The sequence below is a fragment of the Kaistia dalseonensis genome, from assembly GCF_030814715.1.
Lineage (GTDB): Bacteria > Pseudomonadota > Alphaproteobacteria > Rhizobiales > Kaistiaceae > Kaistia > Kaistia dalseonensis.
The window spans coordinates 41,525-68,417 of record NZ_JAUSVO010000005.1; the positions used below are offsets into that span (position 1 = coordinate 41,525).

31 protein-coding genes are annotated in these 26,893 nt (G+C 65.1%); 15 read left to right on the top strand and 16 right to left on the bottom strand.

The features are described 5' to 3' along the window. Positions 1 to 70: 70 nt before the first annotated feature. Entirely contained in the window at positions 71 to 475 is a 405-nt protein-coding gene (locus QO014_RS17310) for a PRC-barrel domain-containing protein (RefSeq protein ID WP_266349995.1), read from the top strand. A gap of 101 nt (positions 476 to 576) precedes the next feature. Here the strand turns inward: QO014_RS17310 and QO014_RS17315 are convergent, their stop codons facing one another. Then, positions 577 to 2,115, bottom strand: coding sequence for an MFS transporter (locus QO014_RS17315; RefSeq protein ID WP_266349996.1), 1,539 nt, complete (start codon positions 2,113 to 2,115; stop codon positions 577 to 579). Positions 2,116 to 2,309: 194 nt separating this feature from the next. On the opposite strand from QO014_RS17315, the gene QO014_RS17320 reads away from it, so the two are divergent. Beyond that, the gene (locus QO014_RS17320; RefSeq protein ID WP_266349997.1) at positions 2,310 to 2,921 is read left to right on the top strand and encodes a TetR/AcrR family transcriptional regulator; all 612 of its coding nucleotides are present in this window, start codon (positions 2,310 to 2,312) and stop codon (positions 2,919 to 2,921) included. Between the two features lie 9 nt (positions 2,922 to 2,930). Here the strand turns inward: QO014_RS17320 and QO014_RS17325 are convergent, their stop codons facing one another. Further along, positions 2,931 to 3,659: an SDR family oxidoreductase gene (locus QO014_RS17325; protein WP_266349998.1), complete on the bottom strand. Its 729-nt coding sequence runs from the start codon at positions 3,657 to 3,659 to the stop codon at positions 2,931 to 2,933. A 73-nt stretch (positions 3,660 to 3,732) separates the two neighbouring features. Between QO014_RS17325 and QO014_RS17330 the strand changes: the two genes are divergently transcribed. The 6 genes from QO014_RS17330 to QO014_RS17355 all read left to right on the top strand — a co-directional run bounded on the left by QO014_RS17330 (position 3,733) and on the right by QO014_RS17355 (position 7,433). Continuing rightward, a complete protein-coding gene (locus QO014_RS17330; protein WP_266349999.1) occupies positions 3,733 to 4,428 on the top strand; it encodes a TetR/AcrR family transcriptional regulator in 696 nt (231 codons plus the stop codon). Between the two features lie 75 nt (positions 4,429 to 4,503). Then, on the top strand, positions 4,504 to 5,052 hold the full coding sequence (locus QO014_RS17335; protein ID WP_266350000.1) for a sigma-70 family RNA polymerase sigma factor: 549 nt from the start codon (positions 4,504 to 4,506) through the stop codon (positions 5,050 to 5,052). A gap of 16 nt (positions 5,053 to 5,068) precedes the next feature. Further along, positions 5,069 to 5,704 (top strand): NrsF family protein, encoded by a 636-nt coding sequence (locus QO014_RS17340; protein ID WP_266350001.1) that lies wholly within the window; start codon positions 5,069 to 5,071, stop codon positions 5,702 to 5,704. 226 nt (positions 5,705 to 5,930) lie between these two features. Next, positions 5,931 to 6,470: a hypothetical protein gene (locus QO014_RS17345; RefSeq protein ID WP_266350002.1), complete on the top strand. Its 540-nt coding sequence runs from the start codon at positions 5,931 to 5,933 to the stop codon at positions 6,468 to 6,470. Between the two features lie 362 nt (positions 6,471 to 6,832). Beyond that, positions 6,833 to 7,036 carry a hypothetical protein gene (locus QO014_RS17350; RefSeq protein WP_266350003.1) on the top strand — a complete coding sequence of 68 codons (204 nt, stop codon included), beginning with the start codon at positions 6,833 to 6,835 and terminating at the stop codon, positions 7,034 to 7,036. A gap of 103 nt (positions 7,037 to 7,139) precedes the next feature. Beyond that, entirely contained in the window at positions 7,140 to 7,433 is a 294-nt protein-coding gene (locus tag QO014_RS17355) for a hypothetical protein (RefSeq protein WP_266350004.1), read from the top strand. A gap of 68 nt (positions 7,434 to 7,501) precedes the next feature. Here QO014_RS17355 and QO014_RS17360 read toward each other — a convergent pair whose 3' ends face one another. From QO014_RS17360 to QO014_RS17380, 5 genes are read right to left on the bottom strand one after another with little or no spacing between them, the layout of a single operon-like run. Next, on the bottom strand, positions 7,502 to 8,587 hold the full coding sequence (locus tag QO014_RS17360) for an ABC transporter ATP-binding protein (protein ID WP_266350005.1): 1,086 nt from the start codon (positions 8,585 to 8,587) through the stop codon (positions 7,502 to 7,504). Positions 8,588 to 8,614: 27 nt separating this feature from the next. Next, the gene (locus QO014_RS17365; protein ID WP_266350006.1) at positions 8,615 to 9,688 is read right to left on the bottom strand and encodes a Gfo/Idh/MocA family protein; all 1,074 of its coding nucleotides are present in this window, start codon (positions 9,686 to 9,688) and stop codon (positions 8,615 to 8,617) included. Between the two features lie 38 nt (positions 9,689 to 9,726). Continuing rightward, a complete protein-coding gene (locus QO014_RS17370) occupies positions 9,727 to 10,608 on the bottom strand; it encodes a carbohydrate ABC transporter permease (protein WP_266350007.1) in 882 nt (293 codons plus the stop codon). After that, positions 10,598 to 11,545, bottom strand: a complete 948-nt coding sequence (locus tag QO014_RS17375; RefSeq protein WP_266350008.1) for a carbohydrate ABC transporter permease — start codon at positions 11,543 to 11,545, stop codon at positions 10,598 to 10,600. The genes QO014_RS17370 and QO014_RS17375 overlap by 11 nt, the downstream gene beginning before the upstream one ends. A 6-nt stretch (positions 11,546 to 11,551) precedes the next feature. Then, positions 11,552 to 12,865: an ABC transporter substrate-binding protein gene (locus QO014_RS17380; protein ID WP_266350009.1), complete on the bottom strand. Its 1,314-nt coding sequence runs from the start codon at positions 12,863 to 12,865 to the stop codon at positions 11,552 to 11,554. Between the two features lie 156 nt (positions 12,866 to 13,021). On the opposite strand from QO014_RS17380, the gene QO014_RS17385 reads away from it, so the two are divergent. The 6 genes from QO014_RS17385 (at position 13,022) to QO014_RS17410 (ending at position 18,482) form a co-directional block, all read left to right on the top strand. Further along, positions 13,022 to 13,747, top strand: a complete 726-nt coding sequence (locus QO014_RS17385) for a TetR/AcrR family transcriptional regulator (protein ID WP_266350010.1) — start codon at positions 13,022 to 13,024, stop codon at positions 13,745 to 13,747. A 140-nt stretch (positions 13,748 to 13,887) separates the two neighbouring features. Further along, positions 13,888 to 15,033 carry a Gfo/Idh/MocA family protein gene (locus QO014_RS17390; RefSeq protein ID WP_266350011.1) on the top strand — a complete coding sequence of 382 codons (1,146 nt, stop codon included), beginning with the start codon at positions 13,888 to 13,890 and terminating at the stop codon, positions 15,031 to 15,033. A 13-nt stretch (positions 15,034 to 15,046) separates the two neighbouring features. Further along, positions 15,047 to 15,880, top strand: coding sequence for a sugar phosphate isomerase/epimerase family protein (locus QO014_RS17395; protein WP_266350012.1), 834 nt, complete (start codon positions 15,047 to 15,049; stop codon positions 15,878 to 15,880). Between the two features lie 23 nt (positions 15,881 to 15,903). After that, positions 15,904 to 17,145 (top strand): Gfo/Idh/MocA family protein, encoded by a 1,242-nt coding sequence (locus QO014_RS17400; protein ID WP_266350013.1) that lies wholly within the window; start codon positions 15,904 to 15,906, stop codon positions 17,143 to 17,145. 24 nt (positions 17,146 to 17,169) lie between these two features. Next, complete coding sequence (locus QO014_RS17405) at positions 17,170 to 18,180, top strand: Gfo/Idh/MocA family protein (RefSeq protein WP_266350014.1); 1,011 nt, start codon at positions 17,170 to 17,172, stop codon at positions 18,178 to 18,180. Between the two features lie 86 nt (positions 18,181 to 18,266). Beyond that, the gene (locus tag QO014_RS17410; RefSeq protein WP_266350015.1) at positions 18,267 to 18,482 is read left to right on the top strand and encodes a hypothetical protein; all 216 of its coding nucleotides are present in this window, start codon (positions 18,267 to 18,269) and stop codon (positions 18,480 to 18,482) included. Between the two features lie 115 nt (positions 18,483 to 18,597). Here the strand turns inward: QO014_RS17410 and QO014_RS17415 are convergent, their stop codons facing one another. From QO014_RS17415 to QO014_RS17425, 3 genes are all read right to left on the bottom strand, one after another. Next, the gene (locus tag QO014_RS17415; RefSeq protein WP_266350016.1) at positions 18,598 to 18,768 is read right to left on the bottom strand and encodes a hypothetical protein; all 171 of its coding nucleotides are present in this window, start codon (positions 18,766 to 18,768) and stop codon (positions 18,598 to 18,600) included. A gap of 226 nt (positions 18,769 to 18,994) precedes the next feature. Further along, complete coding sequence (locus QO014_RS17420) at positions 18,995 to 19,276, bottom strand: helix-turn-helix domain-containing protein (protein ID WP_266350017.1); 282 nt, start codon at positions 19,274 to 19,276, stop codon at positions 18,995 to 18,997. 175 nt (positions 19,277 to 19,451) lie between these two features. Further along, positions 19,452 to 19,970: a flavin reductase family protein gene (locus tag QO014_RS17425; protein ID WP_266350018.1), complete on the bottom strand. Its 519-nt coding sequence runs from the start codon at positions 19,968 to 19,970 to the stop codon at positions 19,452 to 19,454. A 246-nt stretch (positions 19,971 to 20,216) separates the two neighbouring features. On the opposite strand from QO014_RS17425, the gene QO014_RS17430 reads away from it, so the two are divergent. Then, positions 20,217 to 21,119 (top strand): transglutaminase family protein, encoded by a 903-nt coding sequence (locus QO014_RS17430; RefSeq protein ID WP_266350019.1) that lies wholly within the window; start codon positions 20,217 to 20,219, stop codon positions 21,117 to 21,119. Here QO014_RS17430 and QO014_RS17435 read toward each other — a convergent pair. The 6 genes from QO014_RS17435 to cyoB form a co-directional block, all read right to left on the bottom strand. Next, on the bottom strand, positions 21,112 to 21,645 hold the full coding sequence (locus tag QO014_RS17435) for a response regulator transcription factor (protein WP_266350020.1): 534 nt from the start codon (positions 21,643 to 21,645) through the stop codon (positions 21,112 to 21,114). The two genes, QO014_RS17430 and QO014_RS17435, sit on opposite strands and share 8 nt — an antisense overlap. Further along, positions 21,635 to 22,975 carry an ATP-binding protein gene (locus tag QO014_RS17440; protein ID WP_266350021.1) on the bottom strand — a complete coding sequence of 447 codons (1,341 nt, stop codon included), beginning with the start codon at positions 22,973 to 22,975 and terminating at the stop codon, positions 21,635 to 21,637. Before QO014_RS17440 ends, QO014_RS17435 begins: the two co-directional genes overlap by 11 nt. Positions 22,976 to 23,029: 54 nt before the next feature. Beyond that, entirely contained in the window at positions 23,030 to 23,758 is a 729-nt protein-coding gene (locus QO014_RS17445) for an SURF1 family protein (protein ID WP_442358276.1), read from the bottom strand. 128 nt (positions 23,759 to 23,886) lie between these two features. Next, positions 23,887 to 24,252, bottom strand: coding sequence for a cytochrome o ubiquinol oxidase subunit IV (gene cyoD / locus QO014_RS17450; RefSeq protein WP_266350023.1), 366 nt, complete (start codon positions 24,250 to 24,252; stop codon positions 23,887 to 23,889). Beyond that, positions 24,252 to 24,878: a cytochrome o ubiquinol oxidase subunit III gene (gene cyoC / locus QO014_RS17455; protein ID WP_370877166.1), complete on the bottom strand. Its 627-nt coding sequence runs from the start codon at positions 24,876 to 24,878 to the stop codon at positions 24,252 to 24,254. The genes cyoD and cyoC overlap by 1 nt, the downstream gene beginning before the upstream one ends. A gap of 2 nt (positions 24,879 to 24,880) precedes the next feature. Further along, complete coding sequence (gene cyoB / locus QO014_RS17460) at positions 24,881 to 26,884, bottom strand: cytochrome o ubiquinol oxidase subunit I (RefSeq protein ID WP_266350025.1); 2,004 nt, start codon at positions 26,882 to 26,884, stop codon at positions 24,881 to 24,883. Positions 26,885 to 26,893: the final 9 nt, after the last annotated feature.

A 26,893-nucleotide genomic window follows, 5' to 3' on the forward strand; every position in this document is an offset into this window, starting at 1 on the left:
GGATGGAACCAGTCTTTCACGACGACGTTAGTCGTCTGAATGCCTGAATCGGCATGCGGAGAGACATGGAATGAAACACTACATCATCGCGACGACAGCAGCTCTTTTTCTCATCGCCGGAACGCCGGCCTTTGGACAGGATGCCGCGACGCCGGCGCCGCAGGAAACCGTGGGCGTCGCCAAGATCGACCCGAGCACGGTCGCGACCGGCTGGCGCGCGTCGAAGATCATCGGCACCACCGTCGTCAACGAGAACAATGAGACGATCGGCGCGGTCGACGACCTGATCCTGACGGCCGACGAGAAGGTGCCGTTCGCGATCCTCTCCGTCGGTGGCTTCCTCGGCATCGGCACGAAGCTCGTCGCCGTGCCCTACAGCTCGCTCGACACCACGCAAAAGGGCAAGACCATTCTGCCCGGCGCGACCAAGGACAGCCTGAGCGCCGAGCCCGCATTCAAATATGCCGAGAGCTGATCCCCGCATCTGATCGCCGCGCACGATTTGAGCGCGGCGATCTCATCTGAACCATGAGCCGCGCCCTCCCCCCTGGCGCGGCTCATGCGTTTCTTGGCGTCTTAGGCCTCGATTTCCATCATGCGCCGGCCCCTGCCCCGCTTGCGCGCCGGGCGCGGCTTCTTCAGAGCCACGAAGGTGATCAGCGCGGCGGCGAAAGTGATCGTGCCGCAGATCAGCATCGTCATGTGGAACGCGTGGCCATAGGCTGCTGCGAAGGCGGCGTGCGAGAGACCGGGCGCCAGCGTCGCCGCCTGCTCGAAGGCGCCGCTCGCCACCGCCAGCGCGACCTCACCGACCGCCGCGTCCGGCAGTTGACCGGCCAGCCCGCCACCGACGAAGCCCGCCAGAACCGCGCTGATGACCGCGATCGCCACGGTCTCGCCGGCAACGCGCATCGTGCCGAATATGCCCGTGGCCATGCCGGCCCGTTCGGTCGGGACGACGGAGATGGCGAGATCGTCCATCAGGCCCCAGGGCATGCCCGCGCCGGTGCCGACGAGGAGGAGCGGCAGCACGAAGGCGAAGGTCGAGGCGCCGGGCGCGATGGCGGCGAGCCAGGCAATGCCGATCGCCGACAGCACCAGGCCGCCGGCCGCCAGCATTCCCGAAGGCACCCAGCGCGTCAGATTTGCGGCGAGGAAGGGCACGATCGCGATCGGCGCGGAGAGCGGCAGCATCATCAGCCCCGCCTGCAACTCGCTATAGCCCTCGACCCGGATGAAGCGGATCGGCAGCAGGAAGAGCGGCACGACGAAGGAATAGGCGACCGCGACCGGCAGCGCCTGCACGCCGACGAAACGGGCATAGCGGAAGAGCGAGAGATCGAGCATCGGGCGGACCTGCAGCCGCTCGATCGCGATGAAGACGATGAGGAAGATCGCCGCGAACGCCAGCAGGCCGATCACCAGCGGATGCGCCCAGCCGAGCTCCGGCGCCTCGACGAGGCCGAAGGTCAGCGTTACCAGCATGGCCGTGAACGTCGCCGCGCCAAAACCGTCGATCCGCGTCGCGCCGGGATCGCGGGTCTCGCGGAGTTGCGGCACACCGATGGCGAGGATCAGCACGCCGGCGGCGGCGGAGATGAAGAAAATCGCGCGCCAGCCGAGCGTCGCGATCAGCCCGCCGGCGATGATCGGGCCGAAGGCTATGCCGATGCCGAAGCCCGACCCGATGAGCCCGAGCGCCCGCGTCCGCGCCGGCCCCTCGAATTCCTGCGCAAGCGCCGCGAAGCCTGCCGAGAGCGCCAGCGCGCCCGAAATGCCCTGCAGCCCGCGCAGCAGGTCGAGCGTCAGAACATTGGGCGCGAGGCCGATCGCGAGCGAGACGAGCGTGAAGCCCGTGATCCCGATCGTGAAGATCTTCTTGCGGCCATACTGGTCGGCGAGCGCGCCGCCGAGCATGACGGAGGAACCGACGGCGAGCATGAAGCCGTTGATGATCCAGGCGAGCGCGGTGACGCTGCCGCCGAGATCCTCCCCGATCGAGCGGAGGGCCACGGCGGGACCGGTGAACGAGATCGGGATCGTCACGGCAACGAGAAAGATGGCGGCGAGAATGAGCGACTTGCTCCTCGCCGCATCGGGGGATGCGCGGGTCATGATGGTCTCACTATGTGTTGGTCTGGCGCCGGGGCACCGATCGAAGATGGCGAAGCGCGCGACGGGAGAGGCGTCGCGCGCTTTGGAGGTCACCACCGCTCCTCATTTCTGTGAGGATCGATACACAAATGATAAGCGCTTGATTCCGCCCGTCAAGACCTTTATTTAGTGATCGTCACAGAAAAGAAATCGACATGACAGCACGAGGCCGCCCAAGGAGTTTCGATCGCGCCGTCGCCCTTGAAAAGGCGATGGAGGTGTTCTGGGCGCGCGGCTATGCGGGCGCGTCGATCGCGGAGTTGACCGAGGTGATGGGCATCAATTCGCCGAGCCTCTATGCCGCCTTCGGTTCCAAGGAGGAGCTGTTCAAGGAGGCGGTGGCGCTCTATGTCGCGACCGACGATTCCTGCACGCTGCAAATGCTGGAAGGCGACCTGACGACGCGGGATTCGATCGCCGCCATGCTCGCCGTCAATGCCCGCTCCTGCCTGCTGCCCGACCGTCCATCCGGCTGCTTCCTGATGATCGGCGCCACCAATGGCGGGCCGGAGACCGATGCCGCGCAGCAATATCTTTGCGACAAGCGCAAGGACATGGCAGCCCGCATCCGCGCCCGGCTGGAGCGTGGCGTCGCCGATGGCGAACTGCCGGCGGGCCTCAATCTCGACCGGATCGCTGCCTATTTCGCGACCGTGATCAAGGGCATGTCGATCGAGGCCCGCGACGGCGCCGACGCCGAGACGCTGGCCGCCGTCGCCCGCAGCGCCATGTTCGGCTGGGACGCCATCACCTCGACGCAGGGTTGAGGCCGGCCCTTACCAGGGCGTCTCCCCGCTCGCCTCGACGAAACGTCCCGAGACGGCATCCTCCCCCTGCAATGCGAACGCGACCGGCAGCCGCGCGCCCTGCTCGGGCGTGAGGAATCCGAGGCCCGTCATGTCCGTCTTCACGAAGCCCGGGCTCACCGAATTCACGGCGATGCGTGTATCGCGCAATTCCTCGCTGAGCTGGACGGTCAGCATGTTGAGCGCGGCCTTGGAGGCGTTGTAGCCGATCAGCCGCGCCGCATAGTAAGGCGACGAAGGATCGCCATTGCCGGCGAGCGATCCGAGCGAGCTCGACAGGTTGACGATCCGGCCCGCGGCCGACCGGCGCAGCAAGGGCAGCATCGCCTGCGTCACCGCCAGCGTGCCGATGAAATTCGTCTCCAGGATGCGCCGGACGGCCCTGGTCGTGGCGACGCTGGGCGGTCCGTCGCCCTCATCCACGATGCCGGCATTGTTGACGAGGATATCGAGCCTTCCATGCCGTGTGGCGATCTCGGCCGCCGCGGCGGCGATTCCCGCCTCGTCGGTCAGGTCCAGCCTGACGAACTCGGCCTCCAGACCCTGAGCAGCCAAATCCGCGACGGCTGCCATGCCGCGATCGGGATCGCGCGCGCCGATGATCATGGTGACGCCCGCTTCGGCGAGTTGGCGGGCAATCTCCAGCCCGATGCCCTTGTTGGCTCCGGTGACGAGCGCGATGCGAGCGGGTTCGATCATGTGTGGATCCCTGGAAGCTGGTGTGGATGAGGCGCCCAGTATATGAAGGATCATTCAGCTTGAGGATTCGCTTATGGCGACGGTGCCGCCGGCCCATCTGACCCCGCGGAAAAGGCCGCGCCAGGCGCGGGCGACGGTCACGGTCGACGCGATTTTCGAGGCGACCATTCAGGTTTTGCTGGCCGATGGCCCCAACCGGCTGACGACGACACGCGTCGCGCAGCGCGCCGGCGTTTCCGTCGGCACGATGTACCAGTATTTTCCGCACAAGCAGGCACTGCTCTACGCTCTGAACGAGCGCTATCTGGAGATTGTCGCCGAAAAAGTGGAGCGAGCCTGCGAGGCCCAGCATGGCGCCTCGATCGGGCAGATGGTCGATGCACTCGTCGGCGCCTATTGGGAGGCGAAGACCGTTCGAAGCGACGTCACCCGCGCGCTCTATCGTTCCGCCGTCGAACTCGACACCGAATCCCTGATCGAGGCCTTCGGGCGCCGGGTCGATGCCGCCACGGCAGCCATGCTCGCGAGCGCCGCGGATGCGGATTTCGCCGACCCGTCCGTGGTCAATACCACGCTCCTGACGGCCATCTTCGGAGCCGTCCGCAGTGTCTTCGAGCGCAATCTGCCGTCGGCGCTCGGCGGCGAGGTGCGCGGGCAATTGGTGGTGATGTGCCGTTCCTATCTGGAGGCTGTCAAAAAGGAGCCTGAGCGTGCTGCCCCGGGCGGACCGGCCACCGCCAATCGGACTGTGATAGATGATGCCGGATGAAAATTCGCCCGGCCGTGACAAAGCCGGTGTAACAATCGCCCGCGCGTGTGCGAATTCCTCTTCGGGACGATATCGATGAACGATCGCGAACGAGGTTGGGCCTTGATGATGCAGGCCGCGCTCGCCGGCGATCAACTGGCCTATGACAGGCTGTTGCGTGAGCTCGCGCCCGCCATCCGCGCGGTGGCGCGGCGCCGTTTCGCGTCGATGGGCGTCTCGGCCAGCGAAAGCGAGGACGTCGTGCAGGAAACGCTGCTCGCGATCCATCTGAAGCGCCACACATGGCGGACCGGCGACCCGCTCGGGCCATGGCTCTGGACGATCGCGCGCAACAAACTGGTTGACCATATGCGCCGGCGCGGGCGGCGGATCGAGGTGCCGATCGAGGATTTCGCCGAGATCCTTCCGGCCGCAAACGAGCGCCCGGCCACGGACGCGGCCGATGTCGACCGCCATCTCGCTTTGCTGCCGGAAAAGCAGCGGGCGATCCTGAAGGCGGTGGCGGTCGAGGGCGCATCGATCGGCGAGGCGGCGGCGCGGATGCGCATGACGCCGGGCGCGGTGCGCGTCGCCCTGCATCGGGGCTTCGCGCGGCTCGCGGAAAAGCTCAGGGCGGACGAATGATGACGGGACCAGGACAGTGAAAACCGAAGACCTCATCCGCGGCCTTTCAGCCGACAGCAGCAGGCGCCCCGGCCTCGGCGCGGGCCTCGCGCTTGCGCTTGGCCCCGGCCTGCTCGGCTCAATGCTGCTGTTCACGTTGCTGCTGCGCCTGCGGCCGGACCTCGCCGAGATCCTGGCCGAGCCGCGCCTGATCCTGAAATTCGCCGTGACGCTGACGCTGGCGGCGGCGGCATCGGCGCTGGTGCTGCGGCTCTCGCGGCCGGGCGCCGATCCGAGGCCGGGCCTCGCTGCCCTGCTCGTTCCGCTCGCCATTCTCGCGATCGGCGTCGGCGGCGAGATGGCGGCGACGCCCGAGTCGAGCTGGATGACGGGTCTCATCGGCCATAATGCGCGTTTCTGCGTCGCGCTGATCCCCCTCATCAGCGCGCCGCTCCTGGGCGCGGCGCTGCTCGCGCTGAAGCGCGGGGCGCCGACGCGGCCGGCGCTCGCGGGTGCGGCCGCCGGCCTCGTCGCGGGCGGGATCGGCGCCGCGCTCTACGCGCTCCACTGCACCGACGATTCCCCGCTCTTCGTGCTCACCTGGTACACGCTCGGCATCGCCATCGTGACCGCCGCCGGCGCCCTGATCGGCCGCCGCCTGCTCGCCTGGTAGGCGACGCTCAGGCGATCGATTTCGGCTGCAGCAGGTCGGCTCATGGCACAGTTTTGCTCCCAATAATGGCATGGCCACGACGTAGGTCAGGTCATGGTTATGCGATAGTATATCTACATCGGAATTGCGCAGTTGCCCGCGCTCGATATTGTGCGAAATAGTGGCATATATTACTAATTGGGGCTAGGGCAAGTACGCGCATACATTATATTCCGAGTACGACAATATGCCTATTATAGAACAATTCACCAATGCTGAAGAATTTTGGCATGGCATGGTCAAACCGGACTACAATGAATACTTAGGTCAGAAGGCAAGCCTGCGACTCGCCTTGCATCTGGCAAACTCTCTATTTCATATGTCCGATTGGGTATTTCATTCGCATGAAAATGACGTGAGGTCAGCATACACACTTAAGGGCAAAGCAGGGCAGATCGTGGCAGTCGCTTGCGAGAAGGACTTTGCGACTGCGCTAGAGCAGACATGTGATGACTTTGGTCGTATCCGGGGAATTGCAAATGCCGGGAAGCACCTGAAGCTCGCTCCGGGCGGCATCCGGCCTGTCCAAAATGCACCGAGCAATGCCGCGAACACGAGATCGCAATCGACTGGTTTCGGCAGGGGCCGATATGGGACCGGGCCCTGGGGTGGAACTCCACGTGTCATTCTGGCTGACCCCAATGGCAATTACTTGGAGTTCCAATCCATCGCAGAGAAAGTCTACCAAATGTGGGAACAGGAACTTGCGACTCGTGGCTGGTGGTAACGTTATATAGCCGGCGAATACAGCCTGCGTGCGGAGCCAGTTCTCGACGGCGTTCTCTCGTTCCTGCAGGGCCCGCAGGCCTTCGCGAAGACTTCGCTCTTTAAGCATAGTCGCCGCTGGACACACGCGCTTTCACCAGTTTAGCCATTTCCAGCGGCCGCGTATGGCACGGGTGCGCCATGACTGGCTGCTGCGGGTCTTCGCGGCTGAGGCGTCCCGCGCTACAAATCCTGACTGACGCGGCGACTCGATCAGCGAATATCGGATCGTCGCCCGCGCGCCGCGCGAGGCGATGCGGTACCGTCGGGGCCGGAGCCGCTCGGACCGTTCTTTCGTCGATCAACCCAAAGGAAGGCGTCACCATGGCCGACACCCCAACGCTGCAGCTTTACCTCCCCGAGCCGCTTCTGGCCGCGATCAACGCCTTCCGTCGCGAGAAGCTCGCGAGCGAATCCGAGACCGATGCGATCACCGCCATCCTGTCGGACTGGTTGACCGCGCATGGCTATTTCCGCAACGAGGACGGCACGCGGCCGGAGAATCTGAACGCTGAAAATGACGGCTGATGCCGGGCGCCAAACGCGGAACGTTAAGGTTCGGGGAAGTCGAACGTGGTAACCTGAAGTGGAGGAGCGACAGCAGGTCGGCTCCCATTCGTGGAGGAACGTCATGTCATCGACGTTGAAGACAATCAGGTTCGCATTTCTTTCGCTCGCCCTCGTGCTCGGCGCGCTCTTCACCGGAGCGATCGTCACCAGCACCCCGAGCAAGGCCGTGGTCTATTGCGCGGCGGGCGTCTACAGGGCCGGCTGCGTCGCGCGGCCCGTCGTGCCGCCGGCACGCGTCGTCTATTGCACCGGCCCCGGCTATCCGCGCGGCTGCGTCGTTCGCCCCGCCGCTCCCCGCCATGTCGTCTATTGCACGCGCGTCGGCTATCCGCGCGGCTGCGTGATGCGGTACTGACCGCCCGATCCCCGATCGGAACCCGAAGGCCGAGCCGTGACCTTCGGACAATGCATGGGATGGCCGCCTCAGAGCACGCGGCCATCCGCGCCGAACAGGTGGCAGAAGGCGGGATCGAGGCCGAGCGGCACCATCGATCCCGGACGGATGGCAAGCTGGCCGGCGCTCGATACGGTGAGCACATCGCCCTGGTCGAGCGCCGTGTGGAGGATTGTCTCCCCGCCGAGTTGCTCGACATGCTGCACCCGCGCCAATCCGAGGCTGGCCGGCCCGGCATTCTCACCGAGCACGACATGCTCCGGCCTGACGCCCATCATCAGCGCCTCGTCCGGCCCGGTGACCGCGAGCCTCCGGCCGAGATCGAGCGTGCGCCCGGCGACGCTGATGGTATGGCCGCCCGAGGCCGCGCTGTCGAGGCGGGCGGGCAGGAAGTTCATCTTCGGGCTGCCGAGAAAGCCGGCGACGAACTGGTTGGCCGGCCGGTTATAGAGATCGAGCGGCGCGCCGACCTGCATGACGCGGCCATCGCGCAGCACGACGATCTTGTCGGCCATGGTCATCGCCTCGACCTGGTCATGCGTCACATAGATCATCGTATTGCCGAGCGTCTGATGCAGCTTGGCGATCTCGAGCCGCATCTGGACGCGCAGTTCGGCGTCGAGATTGGAGAGCGGCTCGTCGAAGAGGAAGATCTTCGGTTCGCGCACGATGGCGCGGCCAATGGCGACGCGCTGGCGCTGCCCGCCGGAAAGCGCCTTGGGCCGGCGCTGCAAGAGATGCTGGATTTGCAATATGTCGGCCGCCTGCGCCACGCGCTGGTCGATCTCGGCGCGCTTGTAGCCGGCCGTCTCCAGCCCGAAGGCGAGGTTCTTGTAGACCGACATGTGCGGATAGAGCGCATAGGACTGGAACACCATGGCGATGCCGCGCTTCGAGGCCGGCACGCCGTTCATCCGGTCGGCATCGATGAAGAGATCGCCGCCTGATATCTCCTCCAGCCCGGCGATCATGCGCAGCAGGGTCGATTTTCCGCAGCCCGATGGCCCGACGAAGACAGTGAACTCGCCCGGCTCGATGGTCAGGTCGATGCCGTGGATCGCCTGCAGAGTGCCGTAGCTCTTGACGATCTGCCTGAGCTCGATGCGTGTGGCCATGCGAATACTCCCAGAATGGCGAACCTGTCAGGCGGCGGGACGCCAGCTCCGGTATTTCGGATGATCGGCGGCGAGCGGCAGCGCGACATCGGCGCCGCTCTCGGCCGATTCGTAGAAAGCCGTGACGATTTCGAGCGCCTGGCGCGCGTCGCGGCTGGTTACGGGCGGCGGCAGGCCGTTCGAAAGCGCCTCGTGAAAGGCGAGCATCTGCCCGTTGAAGCGCCGGCCGACCGGTCGCCAGTCGGCGAGCAGGGCATCGATCGCCGACGCCACATCGGCATTGGCCGGGATGATCCGCCAGGGATCCTCGCCCGGCGCATAGGCCTCGTGATTGCTCTCGAACGTCACATTCTCGAAAGCGAGGCGCAGCCGGCTGATCTCCTCCTGCGAGCCGAGTGTGGCGCTGGCCGAGACCAGCGCGCCGGACTGCATCAGCCAGCTGGCGCTGACGCAATCCTCGACCTCGATGGCGTTCACGCGGGTCGCGACGCGGGCGAAGATGCGGGAGACCGGGCCCATCAGGAAGGTGGCGAGGTCGTGAATATGGATCGCATGCGTCATCAGCACGCCGCCGAGTTCGCTCGCCCAGCGCCCGCGCCAGGGATTGTCGTAATACTCGGCCGTGCGCTTCCAGAGCGTCTCGACCGTGCCGAGATAGGGCTTGCCGGCAATACCCGCCTCGATGATCCGCTTCGCCTTCATGGCGCCGTCGCCGTAGCGATACTGGAAGATCGGCATCAGCACGCCGCGCGCCGTACGCTCGGCCGCGATGACCCGGTCGACATCGGCGAGCGAGCCGACCAGCGGCTTCTCGCAGATCACATGCTTGCCGGCGGCGAGCGCTTCGAGGATCAGCGGATAATGCGTTGCGGGCGGAGTGCAGATATCGACGATGTCGATATCGTCCATGGCCATGATTTCCGCCGAGGCGGTGGTCCGGCGGGAAATGGCGAATTCGTCGGCGATCGCCGCCAGCCGCGCGGGGTCCAGGTCGCAGACCGCCACGACGCGGAAGCGATCGGGATGCGGCAGATACCCCTCGATGATGTGGGAGCGGCCGATGCCGCAGCCGATGATGGCAACCGTCTTGATGTCGGGCATGTCTCTCATTTCCAATGTCGGTCGGTCCCGCGCCGCGTTCAGCGCTTGAGCCCCGTCGTGGCGATGCCCTCGATCAGAAGGCGCTGGAAGAACAGGAAGAACAGGAACACCGGGATCAGCGACAGCGTCGACATGGCGAAGAGCCCGCTCCAGTCCGATTGGCCGGTCGAATCGACGAAGGAGCGCAGGCCGAGCTGGATCGTGTAGGTATTGATGTCGTTCAGGTAGATCAGCGGACCGAAGAAATCGTCCCAGGTCCAGATGAAGGAGAAGATCGCCGCCGTCGCCAGAACCGGCAGGGAGAGCGGCAGCATGATCTTCCAGTAGATCCGCCACGGGCTGCAGCCATCCATCATCGCCGCCTCGTCCAATTCGCGCGGGATGCCACGGAAGAACTGGACCATCAGGAAGATGAAGAAGGCGTCGGTCGCCAGATATTTCGGCACGATCAGCGGCAGGAAGGTGTTCACCCAGCCGATCTGCAGGAACAGAATATACTGCGGGATCAGCGTGACGTGATAGGGCAGCATTAGCGTGCCCAGCATCAGCGCGAACCAGAAATTGCGGCCCCGGAAGTCGAGCCGCGCGAAGGCGAAGGCGGTGATCGAACAGCCGACGACATTGCCGATGGTGGCGAGCACGGCGATGATCAGCGAGTTCAGGAAGAACTTGCCGAAGCTGACCTGAAGTCCGCTCCAGCCGCGGACGAAGCCGTCGAAGCTGATGCTGGAGGGTAGCAGCGAGGACGAGCCGAAGATCTCGTCCTGCGGCCTGACCGAGCCCGACAGCATCCAGAGCAGCGGATAGAGCATCAGGATCGACGCGCCGATCAACAGCGCGTGGATCAGGATCGAGCGCCAGAGCGCGCGGCGCTCGGCAGGCTGGTGAATGGCGGGAATGGCGGCGGCACTACTCGTCATAATGCACCCAGTAGCGCGCGGAGAGGAAGGAGAACGCCGTGAAGGCGCCGATGATCACCACGAGGATCCAGGCGAGCGCCGAGGCATAGCCCATGCGGAAGAAGCCGAAGCCCTCCTGATAGAGATAGAGCGTATAGAACAGCGTCGAATTGACCGGGCCGCCCTGCCCGTCCGAGATGATGAAGGCCGGCGTGAACGCCTTGAAGGCGTCGATCGTCTGGATCACGGCGTTGAAGAAGATGACGGGGGTCAGGAGCGGCAGCGTGATCTTGAAGAACTGCCGCATCTTGCTGGCGCCATCGAGATTGGCCGCCTCGTACATGTCGACCGGGATCTGCCGCAGGCCCGCGAGGAAGATGATCATGGGCGAGCCGAACTGCCAGACCGACAGGATCACCAGCGTATAGAGCGAATAGCGCGGATTGGAGATCCAGCTCGGCCCCTCAATGCCGAAGAGCTGCCAGAGCGCCATGTTGACGAGGCCGTCGCCGGCGAAGAGCTGGCGCCAGAGCACGGCGATCGCGACGCTGCTGCCGAGCAGCGAGGGCAGGTAGAAAATCGCGCGATAGAGCGGCAGCCCCTTGAGGCCGCGATTGAACGCCATCGCCACCAGAAGCGCGAAGACGAGCTTCAGCGGCACGGACAGCACGACATAGAGCAGCGTCACGCGCATGGCGGCGACAAAACGCGGGTCGGCGGTCGCGATACGAACATAATTCGCGGCGCCGACCCAGTTGGGAGACTCGAGCAGATTGTAGTCGGTGAAGGAGAGATACAGCGACGCGAGTGCCGGCCCGAGCGTCAGGCCGAGAAAGCCGACGAGCCACGGCAGCAGGAACAGATAGCCGGCCGGCTGCCGGCCGAAGAGACGGTGCAGCAAGCCACCGCCCTCCGGCCGGACGCCCGCTTGCGGCCGCGCGATCGACGTCGTCGCCATATCGGCCTATCCGCGCGCGAGGATGGCGTCGGCCTCGGACACGAACTTCGTCGCGCCATCCTTCGGCGTGATCGATTCAAAGGCGATCTCCTGGCTGACGCGCGTCAGCACGGCCGTGATCTCGCCCGCGCCGGAGGGAGGGGGCGGCGGCAACGGCGTCGCCACCTTGGTGATGATCGCGATCAGCTCGACCACCTTCTTGTCGACCGCGTTCAGCGAACCGGAGAGTTCCTTCCGCATCGCCTCGGAGGCCGGAACGCCACGCTCGAGGCCCAGAATGTTGACGCCCTCGGGCTTTGCCACGAGGAAGTTCACGAAGCCGATGACCGCCTCCACACTCTTCGCGGTCGAGGCGAGGCTGAGTTGCATGGAGGGCTTCAGATAGTGTCCGGACGGCTTGTCGGGGCCGGCGCTCGGATAGATGGAGAGGCCGAGTTCGGATTTGTTCAGCTTCTGGAAACCGACGAACTGGTTCGAATGGGCGAAGGTCGCCATCGCCTTGCCGGTCGTCAGCGCATTGGTCTCGATCGAGGCCTGATCGAGCGCCGCGATGTCGGCCGGCACGATCGCGCCCGCTTTGCGCAGTTCCTCCCAATAGCTGAACCAGGCCTCGATATCCGCGGCATCGAAGCCGAGCTTGCCATCATCGGCATAGAGCGACTTGCCGCGCTGGCGCAGCCAGAGTTCCAGCGCCGGCTCGACGCTGCTGCCGTCCGACATGCCGTAAATGCCCGGCCGCGTCTTGGCCTTGGAGAGCGCCAGACAGCGCTCGCCGAACTGTTCCCATGTCATGCCGGGCGCCGGCGCCTCGACGCCGGCCTTCTGCCAGGCGACGGTGTCATAGAGGAGCGCGCTGGAATTGACGCCGAGATTGACGCCGTAGAGCTTGCCGCCGACGCGGCCGCTATCGATGTTGGCGGCGCCGAAATCGGCGATATCGAGGCCCTTGCCGAGATAGTCGTCGAGCGGCATCAGCGCGCCACGGCGGGCATATTCGAAGATGTAGCGGTAATCCATCTGGATCAGGTCGGGCGCGTTGCGGCCGGCAACCTGCGTCGCGAGGCGGGTCCAGTAATCATTCCAGCCGGAGAACTCGCCGACGATCTCGAGAGCGGGATTGACCGCCTTGTAGGCGGCGATCGCCTTGTTGGTGCGGTCGGCGCGCTCCTGCGAGCCCCACCAGACGAAGCGCACCCGCTCCGCCGCCAGAGCCCGCCCCATGGGCAGCGCCGAGAACGCCGCGCCGGCGACGGCACCCGCAAGAAGCGAGCGCCGCGTGATAGACTGAGCATCGTGCAGATGGATTCCGGGCTTGGTCATGCGTCGTCCCTCCCACAGAACTGACAGATCCGCCGGTGCCGAGGCACCACGACAGTGGACGGCTTGTTGCCGTCTTATAACTATTTAGTTACAAGGGGAACATCGTTGGGGCGGCTTGTCAAGCTGCCTTCTCCGCCAACATCGAGATGGACATCCGTGCCCGAGACGACCAAGCCGAACCCTGAAAGCGCCGCACCGGCGTCACCCGAAGTCCCCCCGCCGGCAAAGCCTGCCGCCGGGGCGGCGACATCGCGGAGCCGGACCGTGACGCGCAATCCCGAACGCACCAGCGCTGCGATCCTTGATGCTGCATCGCGGGAATTCGCGGAAAACGGGCTCGCAGGCGCACGCGTCGACGTCATCGCACGCCGCGCCGATACCAATAAGCGGATGCTCTATCACTACTATGGCGACAAGGAAGCGCTCTATCTCGCGGTATTGGAGCATGCTTATGGCAATATTCGCTTTGCCGAGCGCCGTCTCGACCTGACCCATCGCGATCCCGAGGAGGGCCTGCGCGAGCTTTCGCTCTTCACCTGGCACTATTATCTCGACCACCCGGAATTCCTGAGTCTGCTCAATACCGAGAACCTCAATCGCGCCCGATATCTCAAGAAATCGGACAAGATCACGGCCATGCATTCGAACTTCATTTCAGAGCTCGAAAATGTCCTGCAGCGTGGCAGCGCCAGCGGCGCGTTCAAGCCCAATCTCGACCCGGTGAAAGTCTACATAACCATCGCGGCACTCGGATTCTTCTATTTGTCCAACCGGCACACATTGTCGACGATCTTCCAGCGCGATCTCGAAGATCGTACGGCCCGCGACAATTGGGGCGAACATATCGTTTCGACCGTGCTCGCCAGCGTCCGCAAAACCTGACGGACCGGCTCCGTGCACATTTCCCGTTGACAGGCCCGGCGAACGGCGCTCATTTATAACCAGTTGGTTACAAGTGGCGCATCAGACGCTGCGCGCGGGTTCTCTCAGAACTCTCAATTCAACCGGGGAAGGAAAGTCCGATGGCGCGCCTCGGCCTGATCATGCACGGCATCACCGGCCGCATGGGCCTCAACCAGCATCTCGTCCGCTCGATCATCGCGATCCGCGCCCAGGGTGGCGTATTGCTCGCCAATGGCGAGCGCGTCATGCCTGATCCGATCCTGATCGGCCGCAACGCTGCCAAGGTCGAGGCTATCGCCCGGCAATACGGCATTGCGCGCTGGAGCGACGACCTCGATGCCGCGCTGGCCGACCCCGACAACATCCTGTTCTTCGATGCCGGCACAACGCAGATGCGCGCCGGACTGCTCGAAAAGGCGATCCGTGCCGGCAAGCACGTCTATTGCGAAAAGCCGATCTCGGAAGATGTGGAGGCGGCGCTGGCTGTCGCGCGCCTCGCCGCCGAGAAGGGCGTCAGGAATGGCGTCGTGCAGGACAAGCTCTTCCTGCCCGGACTGCGCAAGCTCGCCATGCTGCGCGATTCCGGCTTTTTCGGCGAGATTCTGTCCGTCCGTGGCGAGTTCGGCTATTGGGTCTTCGAGGGCGACTGGCAGCCGGCGCAGCGCCCATCCTGGAACTACCGGCTGAAGGATGGCGGCGGCATCATCCTCGATATGCTCTGCCACTGGCGCTATGTGCTCGACAATCTGTTCGGGTCGGTCAAGGCCGTGAGTTGCCTCGGCGCCACCCACATTGCCGAGCGCGTCGACGAGAACGGCCGGCGCTACCGCGCCGATGCCGACGACGCCGCCTATGCCACCTTCGAGCTCGAGGGCGGCATCATCGCGCAGATCAATTCATCCTGGGCCGTGCGCGTGCGCCGCGACGATCTGGTCACGTTCCAGGTCGACGGCACGCATGGCTCGGCCGTGGCCGGGCTGACGAAATGCTGGACCCAGCATCGCGTCAACACGCCAAAGCCGGTCTGGAACCCGGACCAGCCGCAGACGATCGACTTCTACAAGACCTGGGACGAGGTGCCCGACAACATCGTCTACGACAATGGCTTCAAGGCGCAGTGGGAGATGTTCATCCGTCATATCTTCGAGGATGGCCCGTGGCCCTATGGGCTGATCGAGGGCGTCAAGGGCGTGCAACTCGCCGAACTCGGCCTCCGCTCCTGGCGCGAGCGGCGCTGGCTGGACGTGCCGCCGCTGGCGCTCTGAGCGGGCCATCGTCATGGCGATCGAAGGGCTCTCCATCAATTTCGCCACCATCCGCCAGGCAGGCGATTTCGGCGCCATGGTGGAGGCCTGCCTCCGGCACGGCATCACCTCCGTTTCGCCTTGGCGCGAGCAGATCGCCGCCATCGGCCTTGCCGAGGCGCGGCGGATCGTCCGCGCCAACGGGTTGCGGCTGACCGGCCTCTGCCGCGGCGGCTTCTTTCCCGCTCTCCGGGCCTCGGACCGCGCCGCCGCGATCGACGAGAACCGCCGGGCGATCGACGAGGCGGCCGAACTCGGCGCGGATTGCCTCGTGCTGGTGGTCGGCGGCCTGCCCGCCGGCTCGCGCGACATCGCGGCCGCGCGGCAAATGGTCGAGGAAGGCTTGAGCGAAATCCTGCCGCATGCGCGGGCCGCCGGCGTGCCGCTCGGCATTGAGCCGCTGCATCCGGCCTATGCGGCCGACCGCGCCTGCGTGAACCTGATCGGCCAGTCGCTCGATCTCTGCGACCGGCTCGACCCCGACCATGCCGGCGGCATCGGGCTCGCCATCGACGTCTACCATGTCTGGTGGGACCCCTCGCTCGCCGCGGGCATAGCGCGGGCCGGCCGGGAGGGCCGCATCCTGGCGCATCATATCTGCGACTGGCTGGTGCCGACGCGCGATCCGCTCAATGATCGCGGCATGATGGGCGACGGCGTCATCGATCTCAAGGCGTTCCGCCATATGATCGAGGCGGCCGGCTTTCACGGGCCGCAGGAGGTCGAGATCTTCTCGCATGATTGGGGCGCCCGCCCCGCCGACGCGGTTCTCGCCACCATCGTCGACCGCTTTCGCACCGTCTGTTGAACCGAACCAGCCAGGAGCCGCGCATGGCCCAGCCAGTGAAGAAAATCCGCTATGCCCTCGTCGGCACGGGCAATCGCGGCACCACCATGTGGGGGCGCGACCTGCTCGCCGGATGGGGCGATGTGGTGGAACTCGTCGGCATCTGCGATCTGAACCCGATGCGCGCCGAGCGCGCCCGCACGATGATGGGCTCGAACGCGCCGCTCTATGTCGATCTCGACCTTCTGCTTGCCGAGACGCGGCCCGCGCTCGTCATCGTCTGCACGCGCGACAGCAATCATGACGAGATCATCGTCAAGGCGATGGAAGCCGGCGCCGACGTGATCTCGGAAAAGCCGATGACGACGACGGCCGAGAAGATCGCCCGCATCCGCGACGCCGAGAAGCGCACCGGCCGGCGGCTCGACGTGTCGTTCAACTATCGCTATTCGCCCACTGCGGCGCGGATCAAGGAATTGCTGCTGGCCGGCGAGATCGGTGACGTGACCTCGGTCGACTTCCACTGGTATCTCGATAACCAGCACGGCGCCGACTATTTCCGCCGCTGGCACGCCTTCACCGAGAATTCCGGCAGCCTCTACGTCCACAAGGCGACGCATCATTTCGATCTGATCAACTGGTACCTCGATTCCGACCCGGAAGAGGTGAAGGCCTTCGGAGACCTCGTGCATTACGGCCGCAACGGGCCGTTTCGCGGCGAGCGGTGCAAGACCTGCCCGCACCAGGCCGAATGCCCCTATTATCTCGACCTCGCCGCCGACCCCTTCCTCGACGCGCTCTATGAGGAGCCGTCGCGCCTCGACGGCTATGTGCGGGACGCCTGCGTGTTCCGGGAGGAGATCGACATTCCCGACACGATGGTGGCGTCGTTCCGCTATCAGAACGGCGTCAAGGTCTCCTATTCGCTCAACACCTACATGCCGATCGAGGGCCATCACATCGCCTTCAACGGCCATAAGGGCCGCATCGAGCTCAGGCAATATGAGAAGCAGCCCTGGACCACGCCGCCGGCCGACGAGATCGTGCTGATGAAGAGCTTCCCGAACACGGTCGAGCGCATCTGGGTGCCGCACGAGCCGGGCGGGCATTATGGCGGCGACAACCGCATGCGCGACATGATCTTCAGGCCCGGTGCCAATGACCGGCTGCGCCAGCGCGCCGGCTCGCGTGCGGGCGCCATGTCGGTGCTTTGCGGCCTCGCCGCGCTCGAAAGCGCGCGCTCAGGCGGCGCCGTGCGCATCACACCCCTGCCCGAACTGATCTGATCGACCTTCAAGCTGGAGCTTCCCATGTTGCGCTTTGCCGCCATCGGCCTCGATCATGGCCATATCGTCGACCAGATCGGCGGCCTCCTGGCCGCCGGGGCCGTCTGCGCCGGCTATGATCCGGAAACGTCCGATCCGCTCGTGCTCGGCTATGTCCAGAAGAACTTCCCCGATCTCCAGCCCGTCGCGCGCGAACGCCTGCTGGACGATCCCACCATCGATCTCATCTGCACCGCCGCCATCCCGCGCGACCGGGCGGGGATCGCGATCGACGCCATGACGCGCGGCAAGGACGTGATGTCGGACAAGCCCGGCGCGCTGACGCTCGACCAGCTCGACGCGATCCGGCGCACCGTCGCCGAGACCGGGCGCCTCTATTCGGTTTCGTTCACCGAACGCTTCAGCGTGCCCTCCGCCCTCGTCGCCGCCAAGCTCGTCGTCGACGGCGCGATCGGCCGGGTGGTTCAGACGGTCGGCCTCGGACCGCACCGGCTGAACCGGGCGATCCGCCCGGCCTGGTTCTTCGATACGGACGCCGGCGGCGGCATATTGACCGACATCGCCGCACACCAGTTCGACCAGTTCCTGTTCTACACCGGCTCGAAGACGGCGGAGATCGTCGCCAGCACTGTCGGCAATTTCGGTACGCCCGAAAACCCGGATTTCAACGATTTCGGCGATGTCATGCTGCGCAGCGACCACGCGACCGGTTATGCCCGCGTCGACTGGTTCACGCCGGACGGCCTGCCGACATGGGGCGACGGCCGCATGACCCTCCTGGGCACCGAGGGCTATATCGAACTCCGCAAATATGTCGACATCGAAGGCCGGCCCGGCAAGGACCACCTCTTCATCGCCGATCGCGCCGGCACGCGCTATATCGACTGCAGCGGCGAGCCGCTGATCTACTATCGCCAGATCATCGAGGATGTTCGGGAACGGACCGAGACGGCCTGCCCGATGGAGCATACTTTCGAGGCGACGCGGCTTTCGATCGTCGCCCAATCGGCGGCACGGCGCATGATCGTCGCCTGAGCGGTGGGATAGTCGATCGCGGGCGAGCAATCGCTTGACGGCGACAGGGCAACGGTCAAAGACTGAGGCCTTCGCAGGATTTTCCGATGCCCCATCGCAGCCAACGCCTTCACGAGATCGCTACCCAGCTCGCCACGCTGGCGGCCGAATCGTCCGAACTCGGCCAGTTCCGCCTGGCCGATCTCCTGACCGCCGCGATGACCGAAGCGCATTCGGCCACAGCGGGCCTGGGCGGCGCTTCGGAGCGCACGCCCGATCAGGGGCTGAAGCCGAGCGACCTCACGGCCGCCAACGACTTCTAGAGCGTTTCCGAGCGAAACGGGCACTGGTTCGCGTGAAGGAAGCGCGACAAATCAAATAGATAGAGCATTTCGTCGTTTCCATGAAACGATGAAATGATCTAGCCGATCGCCATGCTCAGGCGGCCGTGGAGGCCTTGTCCAGAGGTCGCTCGCCAGCATTGTCCGGCACGTCCTGTCCGGCCTCGTCCTTCTTCTGGCGGCGCTCCGTCTCGATGGCATGGCGGCGCGCATCCGAGGCCTTTTCGTTCTTATCGTCCCGTGGTTCGGGCACATCGACGAAGCTCATATCCATCTCCTTCGACTCTGGTTTCGCGCTCAGCCGATCTAAGCCGTGCCGCTGTCAGCAGACGGCTCAGCTTCCTCCTCGGCCGGCGCCTCGATGAGCGAATCAGGACCCAATCCGGCGGATGCGTCCTCGACGCCGCCTCCCTTTCGCCGATGATGGCGCCGCAGTGCCGTCCGTGTGTCGACGAAGCCGGTTGCTTGTCCCCGCCCGTCACCATGCAGACTGGCTAGCGGATCAATATGTCGTCCCGGACGCGCAACGCCCGCGCCAGACAGCGCAGCATGGCGATCGACGCATCATGTCCGATTTCGGCGCGCTGAATCTGGGTAATGGCCACGCCGGAGCGGTCGGCCAGATCGATCTGGCTCAATCCCCTCCACTCCCTCACGGCCTTGACCGCGGTCTCGCCGGCCGAAATCTTGTCTGCGACATGGGCAGGCAAGGCGCCGATATCACGCGGCCCGATATCCGGCAGTTGGCGATATTGCTGGACGCTCATGGAATTCATGGCTTGCTCCTCCTCGCGACGGCCTCAAGCTGAAACGGCGTTGAGGCCGGCTCGGTTCCGCGCGCCACGCAAATTTTCGCGTGGTCAGCCAATCATCCGGTTGTACCCTGGCAATATCGACGTATCGGGCCGGTCATGGAGCGCTGCTGTGAGCGGCTGAGGTCGGAGGGCGCCCTCAGGCCGCCTCGCCAACGCCGCGCCACATCTTGCCGCGGAAGAAGATCAGCGGCTCGCCCTCCGCGCTCGCCTGCGCCGCCAGCACGCGGCCGATGACGATCGAGATGTTGCCGCGCTCGATGATGTCCTCGACGGCGCAATCGAAAACGCCGAGCGCCGATTTGAGCACGGGGGCCCCGCTCGCCAGCGTGGTCCATTCGCCGGCAGCAAAACGCTCGGCGCCCGATATCCCCGCCTTGCCGCTGAAAGCGTCGGCAATCGATTCGGCGCCGGCCGGCAGATAGTTGATCGCGAAATGCCGACGCGACAGCACGCCGGCAAGCGCGCTGGTCTTGCGATCGATCGAGACCAGCATGGTGGCCGGATCGGCCGTGACATGGGCGGCCGAAAGCCCGAGGAAGCCGGTCGGACCTTCATCGCTGTCGGCGGTGACGATCGTCATGCCCGTCGCGCGCTGCCCGAGCGTGCGCCAGAAGGTCTTGCCGTCGACGGAGGGGGCGGCGGGGGTATCGGTCATGAGATCGTTCCATGTCTTGCGATGTCGAAAGGTCTTGCGAGGTCGGAAGGTCTTGCGAGGTCGGGACCGCGTCGCGCCGACCGACGGGATGAGGATCGGGAGGTCCGGGCGAACCGGAAGGAAGGCAGGCCGACAATCTCCCCGCCGCCACCGCGACTGTCAAGGAAAGGCGCCGTTCCGCGCCTGACATGGCCGGCTGCTATGATAGAGCATAAGGATCAGGACTCATTCCGCCGCAGGTGTCCCATGGCGCGCATCAACATCGTCCACACGACTGAATATGCCTACCGCAATCCGGTCGGGCTGACGCGCCACCGCATGATGCTCCGGCCCGATGACAGCCATGATCTCAGGCTGCACCAGGCGACGCTGACAATCGACCCCGAGCCGTCGCGGATCGTCTGGACGCATGATGTGTTCAACAACTCGATCTGCTTCGTCGAATGGCCGGAAGCGGTCAGGACCAGGCGGCTCAGCATCGTATCGTCGCTCGATCTGACGCATCATCCCGATGGGCCGCCCCTGCCCGTCTACAGCCTCGATCCCGCCGCCGAGCTCTTTCCCTTCTCCTATGCAGTCGACGAGGTGCCCGATCTCGGCCGGCTGGCCGAGCGCCAGATGGCCGATCCGGAGCGCGCGGTCGATCGCTGGGCGCGCCGCTTCATCGCCGATCAGCGCCATGTCCGCACGCTCGACGTGATGGAGGCGATGACACATGCGATCAAGGCGGAGTTCCGCTATGGCGCGCGGCACGAAGAAGGCACGCAGAGCGCGGCCGAGACGCTGGCGCTCGGTTCGGGGACCTGCCGGGATTTCGCCGTCCTGATGATGGAGGCGCTGCGGAGCTTCGGTCTCGCCGCCCGTTTCGTCACCGGATATCTCTATGACGATACATCGGGAACCGTGCAGGGCGGTGGCAGCACGCATGCCTGGTGCAGCGTCTACCTGCCAGGGGCCGGCTGGGTCGAATATGACCCGACCAACGGCCTCCTCGCCGGCGACAATCTGATCCGCGTCGGCGTCGCGCGATCAGCGGCGCAGGCCCTGCCCGTGGCTGGCGGCTATGTCGGCGACGCGAACGACACGGACGGCCTCTATGTCGACGTCTCGGTCAGGACCATTCCGGCGGGAAAGCCGCCCGTCAGCTGACGCGCCGCTTCTCGAGCTTGCGCGCCAGCGTGCGCCGATGCATGCCGAGACGGCGCGCGGTCTCCGAGATGTTGAAATCCGTTTCCACCAGCGTCTGGTGGATGCGCTCCCATTCGAGCGTCTTGATCGATGTCGGCCGTTCGGTAAGCGCGACCTGAGGATCGCCGGCCGCCTTGGTGAAGGCCGCCTCGATATCGTCGGCATTGGCCGGCTTGGCGAGATAGTGGCACGCGCCGAGCTTGATCGCCTCGACGGCGGTCGCGATGCTGGCAAATCCCGTCAGGACGACGATCTGCATGGCGGCACTATGGGCATGCAGCGCCTCGACACAGGCAAGGCCCGAAACGCCGGCGAGCTTCAGATCGACGACGGCGAAAGCCGGCTGGTGGGTTTTGAGCAGCTCGACGAGTTCGTCGTAGCCGCTCGCCAGAACGATCTCATAGCCGCGCCGCTCCATCGAGCGCTTCAGCGTGCGCGCAAAAGCTGCATCGTCCTCGACGATGACGAGAAGGCGGTCAGCGGGCAAGCTCGCTCTCTCCAATGGTCAGGGTTGCGAGCGGCAGCCGCAGCGTGACGGCTGCGCCACCCTCGGGCCTGTTCTCTGCCGATACGACGCCGCCGAGCTTGCGGACCACATTGACGACGAGAAAGAGCCCGAGGCCTCCGCCCTGCCGGCCCTTGCTCGATTGATACGGCTTGCCGAACTGGGCCAGCATTTCAGGGGCAAAGCCGCTGCCGGCATCGCTCACCCGCAGTACCAGCATATCCTCCTCGCGCTCGACTGCAAAATCAACGAAGCCGGGCGAGGCTTCGAGCGCATTGTCGAGCACGTTGAAGATGACCTGCTTCAGCGCCGAATCCGCGATGATCGGCAGATCGACGCCGAAGGTCTTGCCATAGGAGAGCGTGCGGACGGAGCGGGCGGCCCGCCATTCGGCCACCATCTCGTCGAGAAACGCGCCGAGCGCCATGACGCGCGGCGCCTCGCCCCGCGCCTCGCCGGCCGACATCAGCACGCCGGTGAGGATGGTCTTGCAGCGCTGCACCGCAACCTTCATCTCGTCGAGCTCCTGCGCCAGGTCGGGGTCTGACGCGATCTTGGGCATGCGCGCCCAATCATTGATGATGACCGAGAGCGAGGAAAGCGGGGTGCCGAGCTCATGCGCCGCGCCCGAGGCGAGCAGGCCCATGCGGACGATATGGTCCTCCTCGACCGCATGCTGCTTCAAGGCGGCGAGCCGCGCATCGCGTTCGCGGAGATTGCGCGTGATCCGCGTCACGAACACGACCAGCAGCGCCGCATCGAGGCCGAAGCCGACCGCCATGCCGGCAATATGCAGGCTGAACAGGCCGCTCGTGCCATGATCCGGCAGCATGAGCGGGCGGAAGAACACGGTGAGCATGGCAAAGCCCGCGCAGGCGACCGCGACAATGGCGGACGTCGACAGGGCGTCGAGCAGCACGGCGCCGAGCGTGACCTGCAGCAGATAGAGCGAGGTGAACGGGTTGGTCGCCCCACCGCTCAGATAGAGCTGGACGGTGAGCGCCGCCACATCGCACATCAGGCTCGTCAGCAAGGCGCGATTGCTGACCTCCTCGCGATGGCGCAGCCAGGCGAGGCTCGCCAGATTGAGCAGAACGAGTGCTGCGAGCACGCCCGACATTGGCGCGATCGGCAGTACGATGCCGAGGCCGCGATCGACCACCGCGATCGTCACGATCTGTCCCGCCACAGCGATCCAGCGCAACTGGATCAGCAGGATCATGTTCTTGCGATTGGTCGCGCTGTCGGCCTGACGGGAGGCGTCGTCGACGATCGCGCCGCGCAGGACGGCGTTTCGGGTGCTGCTCAGCATGGCGCCTAGGTAAACGCCTTGCGCCGCCTTGTCACCAACGGCTTTGAGCCGGCGTCACGATGCCCGTCGCGAGTCATGACGAATGCGCGGCCGGCGGAGACGCAGTTCCTCGCGCACGACATAGGCAAGGCCGCCGGCGAGCATCAGCGCGAGGGCGAACCAGGTCAGCGCATAGACAAGGTGATTATTGGGGAAACTGATCACCGTGAGACCGCCGCGCGGCACCGCATCCGGACCGGAGGACGGATCGGCATCGATGAAATAGGGCGCCACGACCGGCAGGCCGCGGGCCGCCGCGATTGCCGCCACATCGCGCGAATACCAGCGATCGGCGGCGGGGTCGTTGCTGCGCAGGAATCCGCCCTTCGGCTCGCTCATGCGCAACAGGCCGGTCACGACCGTCTCCCCTTCCGGCGTCGTACCGGACCGGGCAGTGGGATCGCGCTCGGCGGGCAGCACGAAGCCGCGATTGACCAGCACGGTGAAGCCGTCATCGGTCCTGAACGGCGTCAGCACCCAATAGCCGCTGCCGAACGAGGTCGCGGCCTGGGTCAACGTCTCGAGATTGTTCAGGAAATGCCCGCTCGCCCGGACGCGGCGATAGTCGTCGCTGTCGGCGTTGATCGTGGGCCAGACGGAGGGGCCAGGCGCCGCAACCGGCGCGGCCTCGATGCGCTGTTCGACGCGGGCGATCAGGTCGAGCTTCCAGGCGCGGCGCTCGATCTGCCAGACGCCGAGCGCCATGAGCCCGGCAATGGCGGCGACCGCCAAAACGCCGAGGATCGCGAGGGACACGGCTGAACGAGGCGCTTTCGCCTTTCCCTCGTCACCATCATCCGGCAGGCGCGCCGGATGAGAGGAAGCAGTCGATGGAGAGCCGGCGGGGGTTTTCCCCGCCGCTGCCGCCGTGGTCACGGCATCTGGCTCATATCGTGCCCGGGCATCATGTTGGTGTTCAGGTGATACATGACCCAGAGCGAGCCGGTCAGCGTGATCACGACCAGGATCAGCGTGAAGATCAGCGCCATCATGGACCAGCCATGCTCGGACTTGGTGTTCATGTGCAGGAAGAACACCATGTGGACGACGATCTGCACCATGGCGAAGCCCATGATGGCGAGCGCCGTGGTCTGGCTGTCGAAATGGCCGGTCATGACGAGCCAGAACGGGATCGCCGTCAGCACGACCGAAAGGCCGAAGCCGATCAGATAGCCGCGCAGGGTTCCCTCCGCGTGACCTTCGCCATGCGCATGTTCGGCGTGGGCATCGGCGCTCATCACAGCATCCCCATGAGATAGACGAAGGTGAAGACGCCGATCCAGATGACGTCCAGGAAGTGCCAGAACAGGCTGAGGCACATCAGGCGACGGCGATTGGTCTGCACCAGGCCGCGCTGGGCGACCTGGACCATGAGCGTCACCAGCCAGATCAGGCCGAACGTCACGTGCAGGCCGTGGGTGCCGACCAGCGTGAAGAACGACGACAGGAAGGCGCTGCGCTGGGGGGTCGCTCCCTCGAGGATCAGATGGGTGAACTCGTAGAGCTCGATGCCGAGGAAGGCGAGGCCGAACAGCCCGGTGATTGCCAGCCAGAGCTGCGTCGTCCCGACCCGGCCCTTCTCCATGGCGAGCATGGCGAAGCCGTAGGTGATCGAGGAGAACAGCAGCATCGACGTGTTGAGCGCGACGAGCGGCAGTTCGAACAGATCATGCGGCGACGGGCCGGCCGCGAAGCTGCGGCCGAGCACGCCATAGGTCGCGAACAGCGCGGCGAAGATGAGACAATCGCTCATCAGGTAGATCCAGAAGCCGAGCATCGTGCTGCCACCCTCGGGGTGGTCGTGCTCGTCCTTGACGTAGAATACGGGCTGGACCCCGGCGTCCTGAACAGTTGTCACGGTCATCGTCATGCCCCGGCATGGCCGGCCAGCAGACGCGTCCGCTCGCCTTCGGTTTGAACGACTTCCTCCGCCGGAATGTGGAAGTCACGATTGTTGTTGAAGGTGTGGCCGATCGCCGTCGCAAGGAGCGCGACGAAGCTGATCGCGGCGAGCCACCAGACATACCAGATGAGCGCCACGGCCAGCACCATGCTGAGGCCGGCCAGGAAGACGCCGGCAGGCGTGTTGCGCGGCATGTGGATCGGCTTGAAGCCCTCCAGCGGCCGCTGGTAGCCGTGCTTCTTCATGTCCCACCAGGCGTCATTGTCGTGGACGATCGGCGTGAAGGCGAAGTTGTAGGCCGGCGGCGGCGACGAGGTCGCCCATTCCAGCGTGCGCGCATCCCAGGGATCGCCGGTGAAATCGCGCAGCTTCTCACGGTTGCGGATGCTGACGGCGATCTGGATCAGGAACGACAGGATGCCGAGGAAGATCAGGAACGCGCCGAAGCCCGCGAGCACGAACCAGATCTGCAGCGAGGGATCGTCGAACACGCGCAGGCGACGCGTCACGCCCATCAGGCCGAGCACATAGAGCGGCATGAAGGCGAAGTAGAAGCCGATGACCCAGAACCAGAACGACATCTTGCCCCAGAACGGATCGAGCTTGAAGCCGAACGCCTTCGGGAACCAGAAGGCAATGCCGGCGAACAGGCCGAACAGCACGCCGCCGATGATCACATTGTGGAAGTGAGCAACGAGGAACAGGCTGTTGTGCAGGACGAAATCGGCCGGCGGCACGGCGAGGAGCACGCCGGTCATGCCGCCGATGACGAAGGTCAGCATGAAGGCGAGCGTCCACATCATCGGCAGTTCGAACCGGATGCGGCCGCGATACATGGTGAAGAGCCAGTTGAACATCTTCGCGCCCGTCGGGATCGAGATGATCATCGTCGTGATGCCGAAGAAGGAGTTCACGCTGGCGCCGGAACCCATGGTGAAGAAATGGTGCAGCCAGACGAGGTAGGACAGGATGGTGATGACCACCGTCGCATAGACCATCGACGTATAGCCGAACAGCCGCTTGCCCGCGAAGGTCGAGACCACTTCGGAGAAGATTCCGAAGGCCGGCAGGATCAGGATGTAGACCTCGGGATGGCCCCAGATCCAGATCAGGTTCACGTACATCATCGGGTTGCCGCCGAGATCGTTCGTGAAGAAGTTCGTGCCGACATAGCGGTCGAGCGCGAGCAGCGAGAGCACGGCCGTCAGGATCGGGAATGCGGCGACGATCAGCACGTTGGTGCAGAGCGACGTCCAGGTGAAGACCGGCATCTTCATCATGGTCATGCCCGGGGCGCGCATCTTGACGATCGTACATATGAGGTTGATGCCGGATAGGAGCGTCCCCACGCCCGCGACCTGCAGCGCCCATATGTAATAGTCGACGCCCACATCCGGACTGTAGATGATGCCCGAGAGCGGCGGATAGGCGAGCCAGCCGGTCCGCGCGAACTCGCCGACGAACAGCGACATCATGACGATGACCGCGCCGGAGACCGTCATCCAGAAGCTGAAATTGTTCAGGAACGGGAACGACACGTCGCGCGCGCCGATCTGCAGCGGCACGACGAAGTTCATCAGGCCGGTGACGAGCGGCATCGCCACGAAGAAGATCATGATCACGCCATGGGCGGAAAAGACCTGGTCGTAGTGATGCGCCGGGAGATAGCCCTCCGACCCGCCAAAGGCGATTGCCTGCTGCAGGCGCATCATGATGGCGTCGGCGAAGCCGCGCAGCAGCATGATGATGCCGAGCACCATGTACATGATGCCGATGCGCTTATGGTCGACGGTGGTGAACCACTCGCGCCACAGATAGCCCCACAGGCGGAAATAGGTGATCGCGCCGAGTACCGCGATGCCACCGAGCGCGACGACCGCGAAGGTGACGACCAGGATCGGCTCGTGGATCGGCAGGGCCTCGAGCGTGAAGCGGCCGAAGATCGGAGAGACGGGCGTAGGAGACATGAGGGGCGC

Bases quoted from the DNA above. Each gene is read 5' to 3' on its own strand.
- QO014_RS17310 (WP_266349995.1), top strand. From the start codon at position 71: ATGAAACACTACATCATCGCGACGACAGCAGCTCTTTTTCTCATCGCC.
- QO014_RS17315 (WP_266349996.1), bottom strand. From the start codon at position 2,115: ATGACCCGCGCATCCCCCGATGCGGCGAGGAGCAAGTCGCTCATTCTC.
- QO014_RS17320 (WP_266349997.1), top strand. From the start codon at position 2,310: ATGACAGCACGAGGCCGCCCAAGGAGTTTCGATCGCGCCGTCGCCCTT.
- QO014_RS17325 (WP_266349998.1), bottom strand. From the start codon at position 3,659: ATGATCGAACCCGCTCGCATCGCGCTCGTCACCGGAGCCAACAAGGGC.
- QO014_RS17330 (WP_266349999.1), top strand. From the start codon at position 3,733: ATGGCGACGGTGCCGCCGGCCCATCTGACCCCGCGGAAAAGGCCGCGC.
- QO014_RS17335 (WP_266350000.1), top strand. From the start codon at position 4,504: ATGAACGATCGCGAACGAGGTTGGGCCTTGATGATGCAGGCCGCGCTC.
- QO014_RS17345 (WP_266350002.1), top strand. From the start codon at position 5,931: ATGCCTATTATAGAACAATTCACCAATGCTGAAGAATTTTGGCATGGC.
- QO014_RS17350 (WP_266350003.1), top strand. From the start codon at position 6,833: ATGGCCGACACCCCAACGCTGCAGCTTTACCTCCCCGAGCCGCTTCTG.
- QO014_RS17355 (WP_266350004.1), top strand. From the start codon at position 7,140: ATGTCATCGACGTTGAAGACAATCAGGTTCGCATTTCTTTCGCTCGCC.
- QO014_RS17360 (WP_266350005.1), bottom strand. From the start codon at position 8,587: ATGGCCACACGCATCGAGCTCAGGCAGATCGTCAAGAGCTACGGCACT.
- QO014_RS17365 (WP_266350006.1), bottom strand. From the start codon at position 9,688: ATGCCCGACATCAAGACGGTTGCCATCATCGGCTGCGGCATCGGCCGC.
- QO014_RS17370 (WP_266350007.1), bottom strand. From the start codon at position 10,608: ATGACGAGTAGTGCCGCCGCCATTCCCGCCATTCACCAGCCTGCCGAG.
- QO014_RS17375 (WP_266350008.1), bottom strand. From the start codon at position 11,545: ATGGCGACGACGTCGATCGCGCGGCCGCAAGCGGGCGTCCGGCCGGAG.
- QO014_RS17380 (WP_266350009.1), bottom strand. From the start codon at position 12,865: ATGACCAAGCCCGGAATCCATCTGCACGATGCTCAGTCTATCACGCGG.
- QO014_RS17390 (WP_266350011.1), top strand. From the start codon at position 13,888: ATGGCGCGCCTCGGCCTGATCATGCACGGCATCACCGGCCGCATGGGC.
- QO014_RS17395 (WP_266350012.1), top strand. From the start codon at position 15,047: ATGGCGATCGAAGGGCTCTCCATCAATTTCGCCACCATCCGCCAGGCA.
- QO014_RS17400 (WP_266350013.1), top strand. From the start codon at position 15,904: ATGGCCCAGCCAGTGAAGAAAATCCGCTATGCCCTCGTCGGCACGGGC.
- QO014_RS17405 (WP_266350014.1), top strand. From the start codon at position 17,170: ATGTTGCGCTTTGCCGCCATCGGCCTCGATCATGGCCATATCGTCGAC.
- QO014_RS17410 (WP_266350015.1), top strand. From the start codon at position 18,267: ATGCCCCATCGCAGCCAACGCCTTCACGAGATCGCTACCCAGCTCGCC.
- QO014_RS17415 (WP_266350016.1), bottom strand. From the start codon at position 18,768: ATGAGCTTCGTCGATGTGCCCGAACCACGGGACGATAAGAACGAAAAG.
- QO014_RS17420 (WP_266350017.1), bottom strand. From the start codon at position 19,276: ATGAATTCCATGAGCGTCCAGCAATATCGCCAACTGCCGGATATCGGG.
- QO014_RS17425 (WP_266350018.1), bottom strand. From the start codon at position 19,970: ATGACCGATACCCCCGCCGCCCCCTCCGTCGACGGCAAGACCTTCTGG.
- QO014_RS17430 (WP_266350019.1), top strand. From the start codon at position 20,217: ATGGCGCGCATCAACATCGTCCACACGACTGAATATGCCTACCGCAAT.
- QO014_RS17440 (WP_266350021.1), bottom strand. From the start codon at position 22,975: ATGCTGAGCAGCACCCGAAACGCCGTCCTGCGCGGCGCGATCGTCGAC.
- cyoD (WP_266350023.1), bottom strand. From the start codon at position 24,252: ATGAGCGCCGATGCCCACGCCGAACATGCGCATGGCGAAGGTCACGCG.
- cyoC (WP_370877166.1), bottom strand. From the start codon at position 24,878: ATGACCGTGACAACTGTTCAGGACGCCGGGGTCCAGCCCGTATTCTAC.
- cyoB (WP_266350025.1), bottom strand. From the start codon at position 26,884: ATGTCTCCTACGCCCGTCTCTCCGATCTTCGGCCGCTTCACGCTCGAG.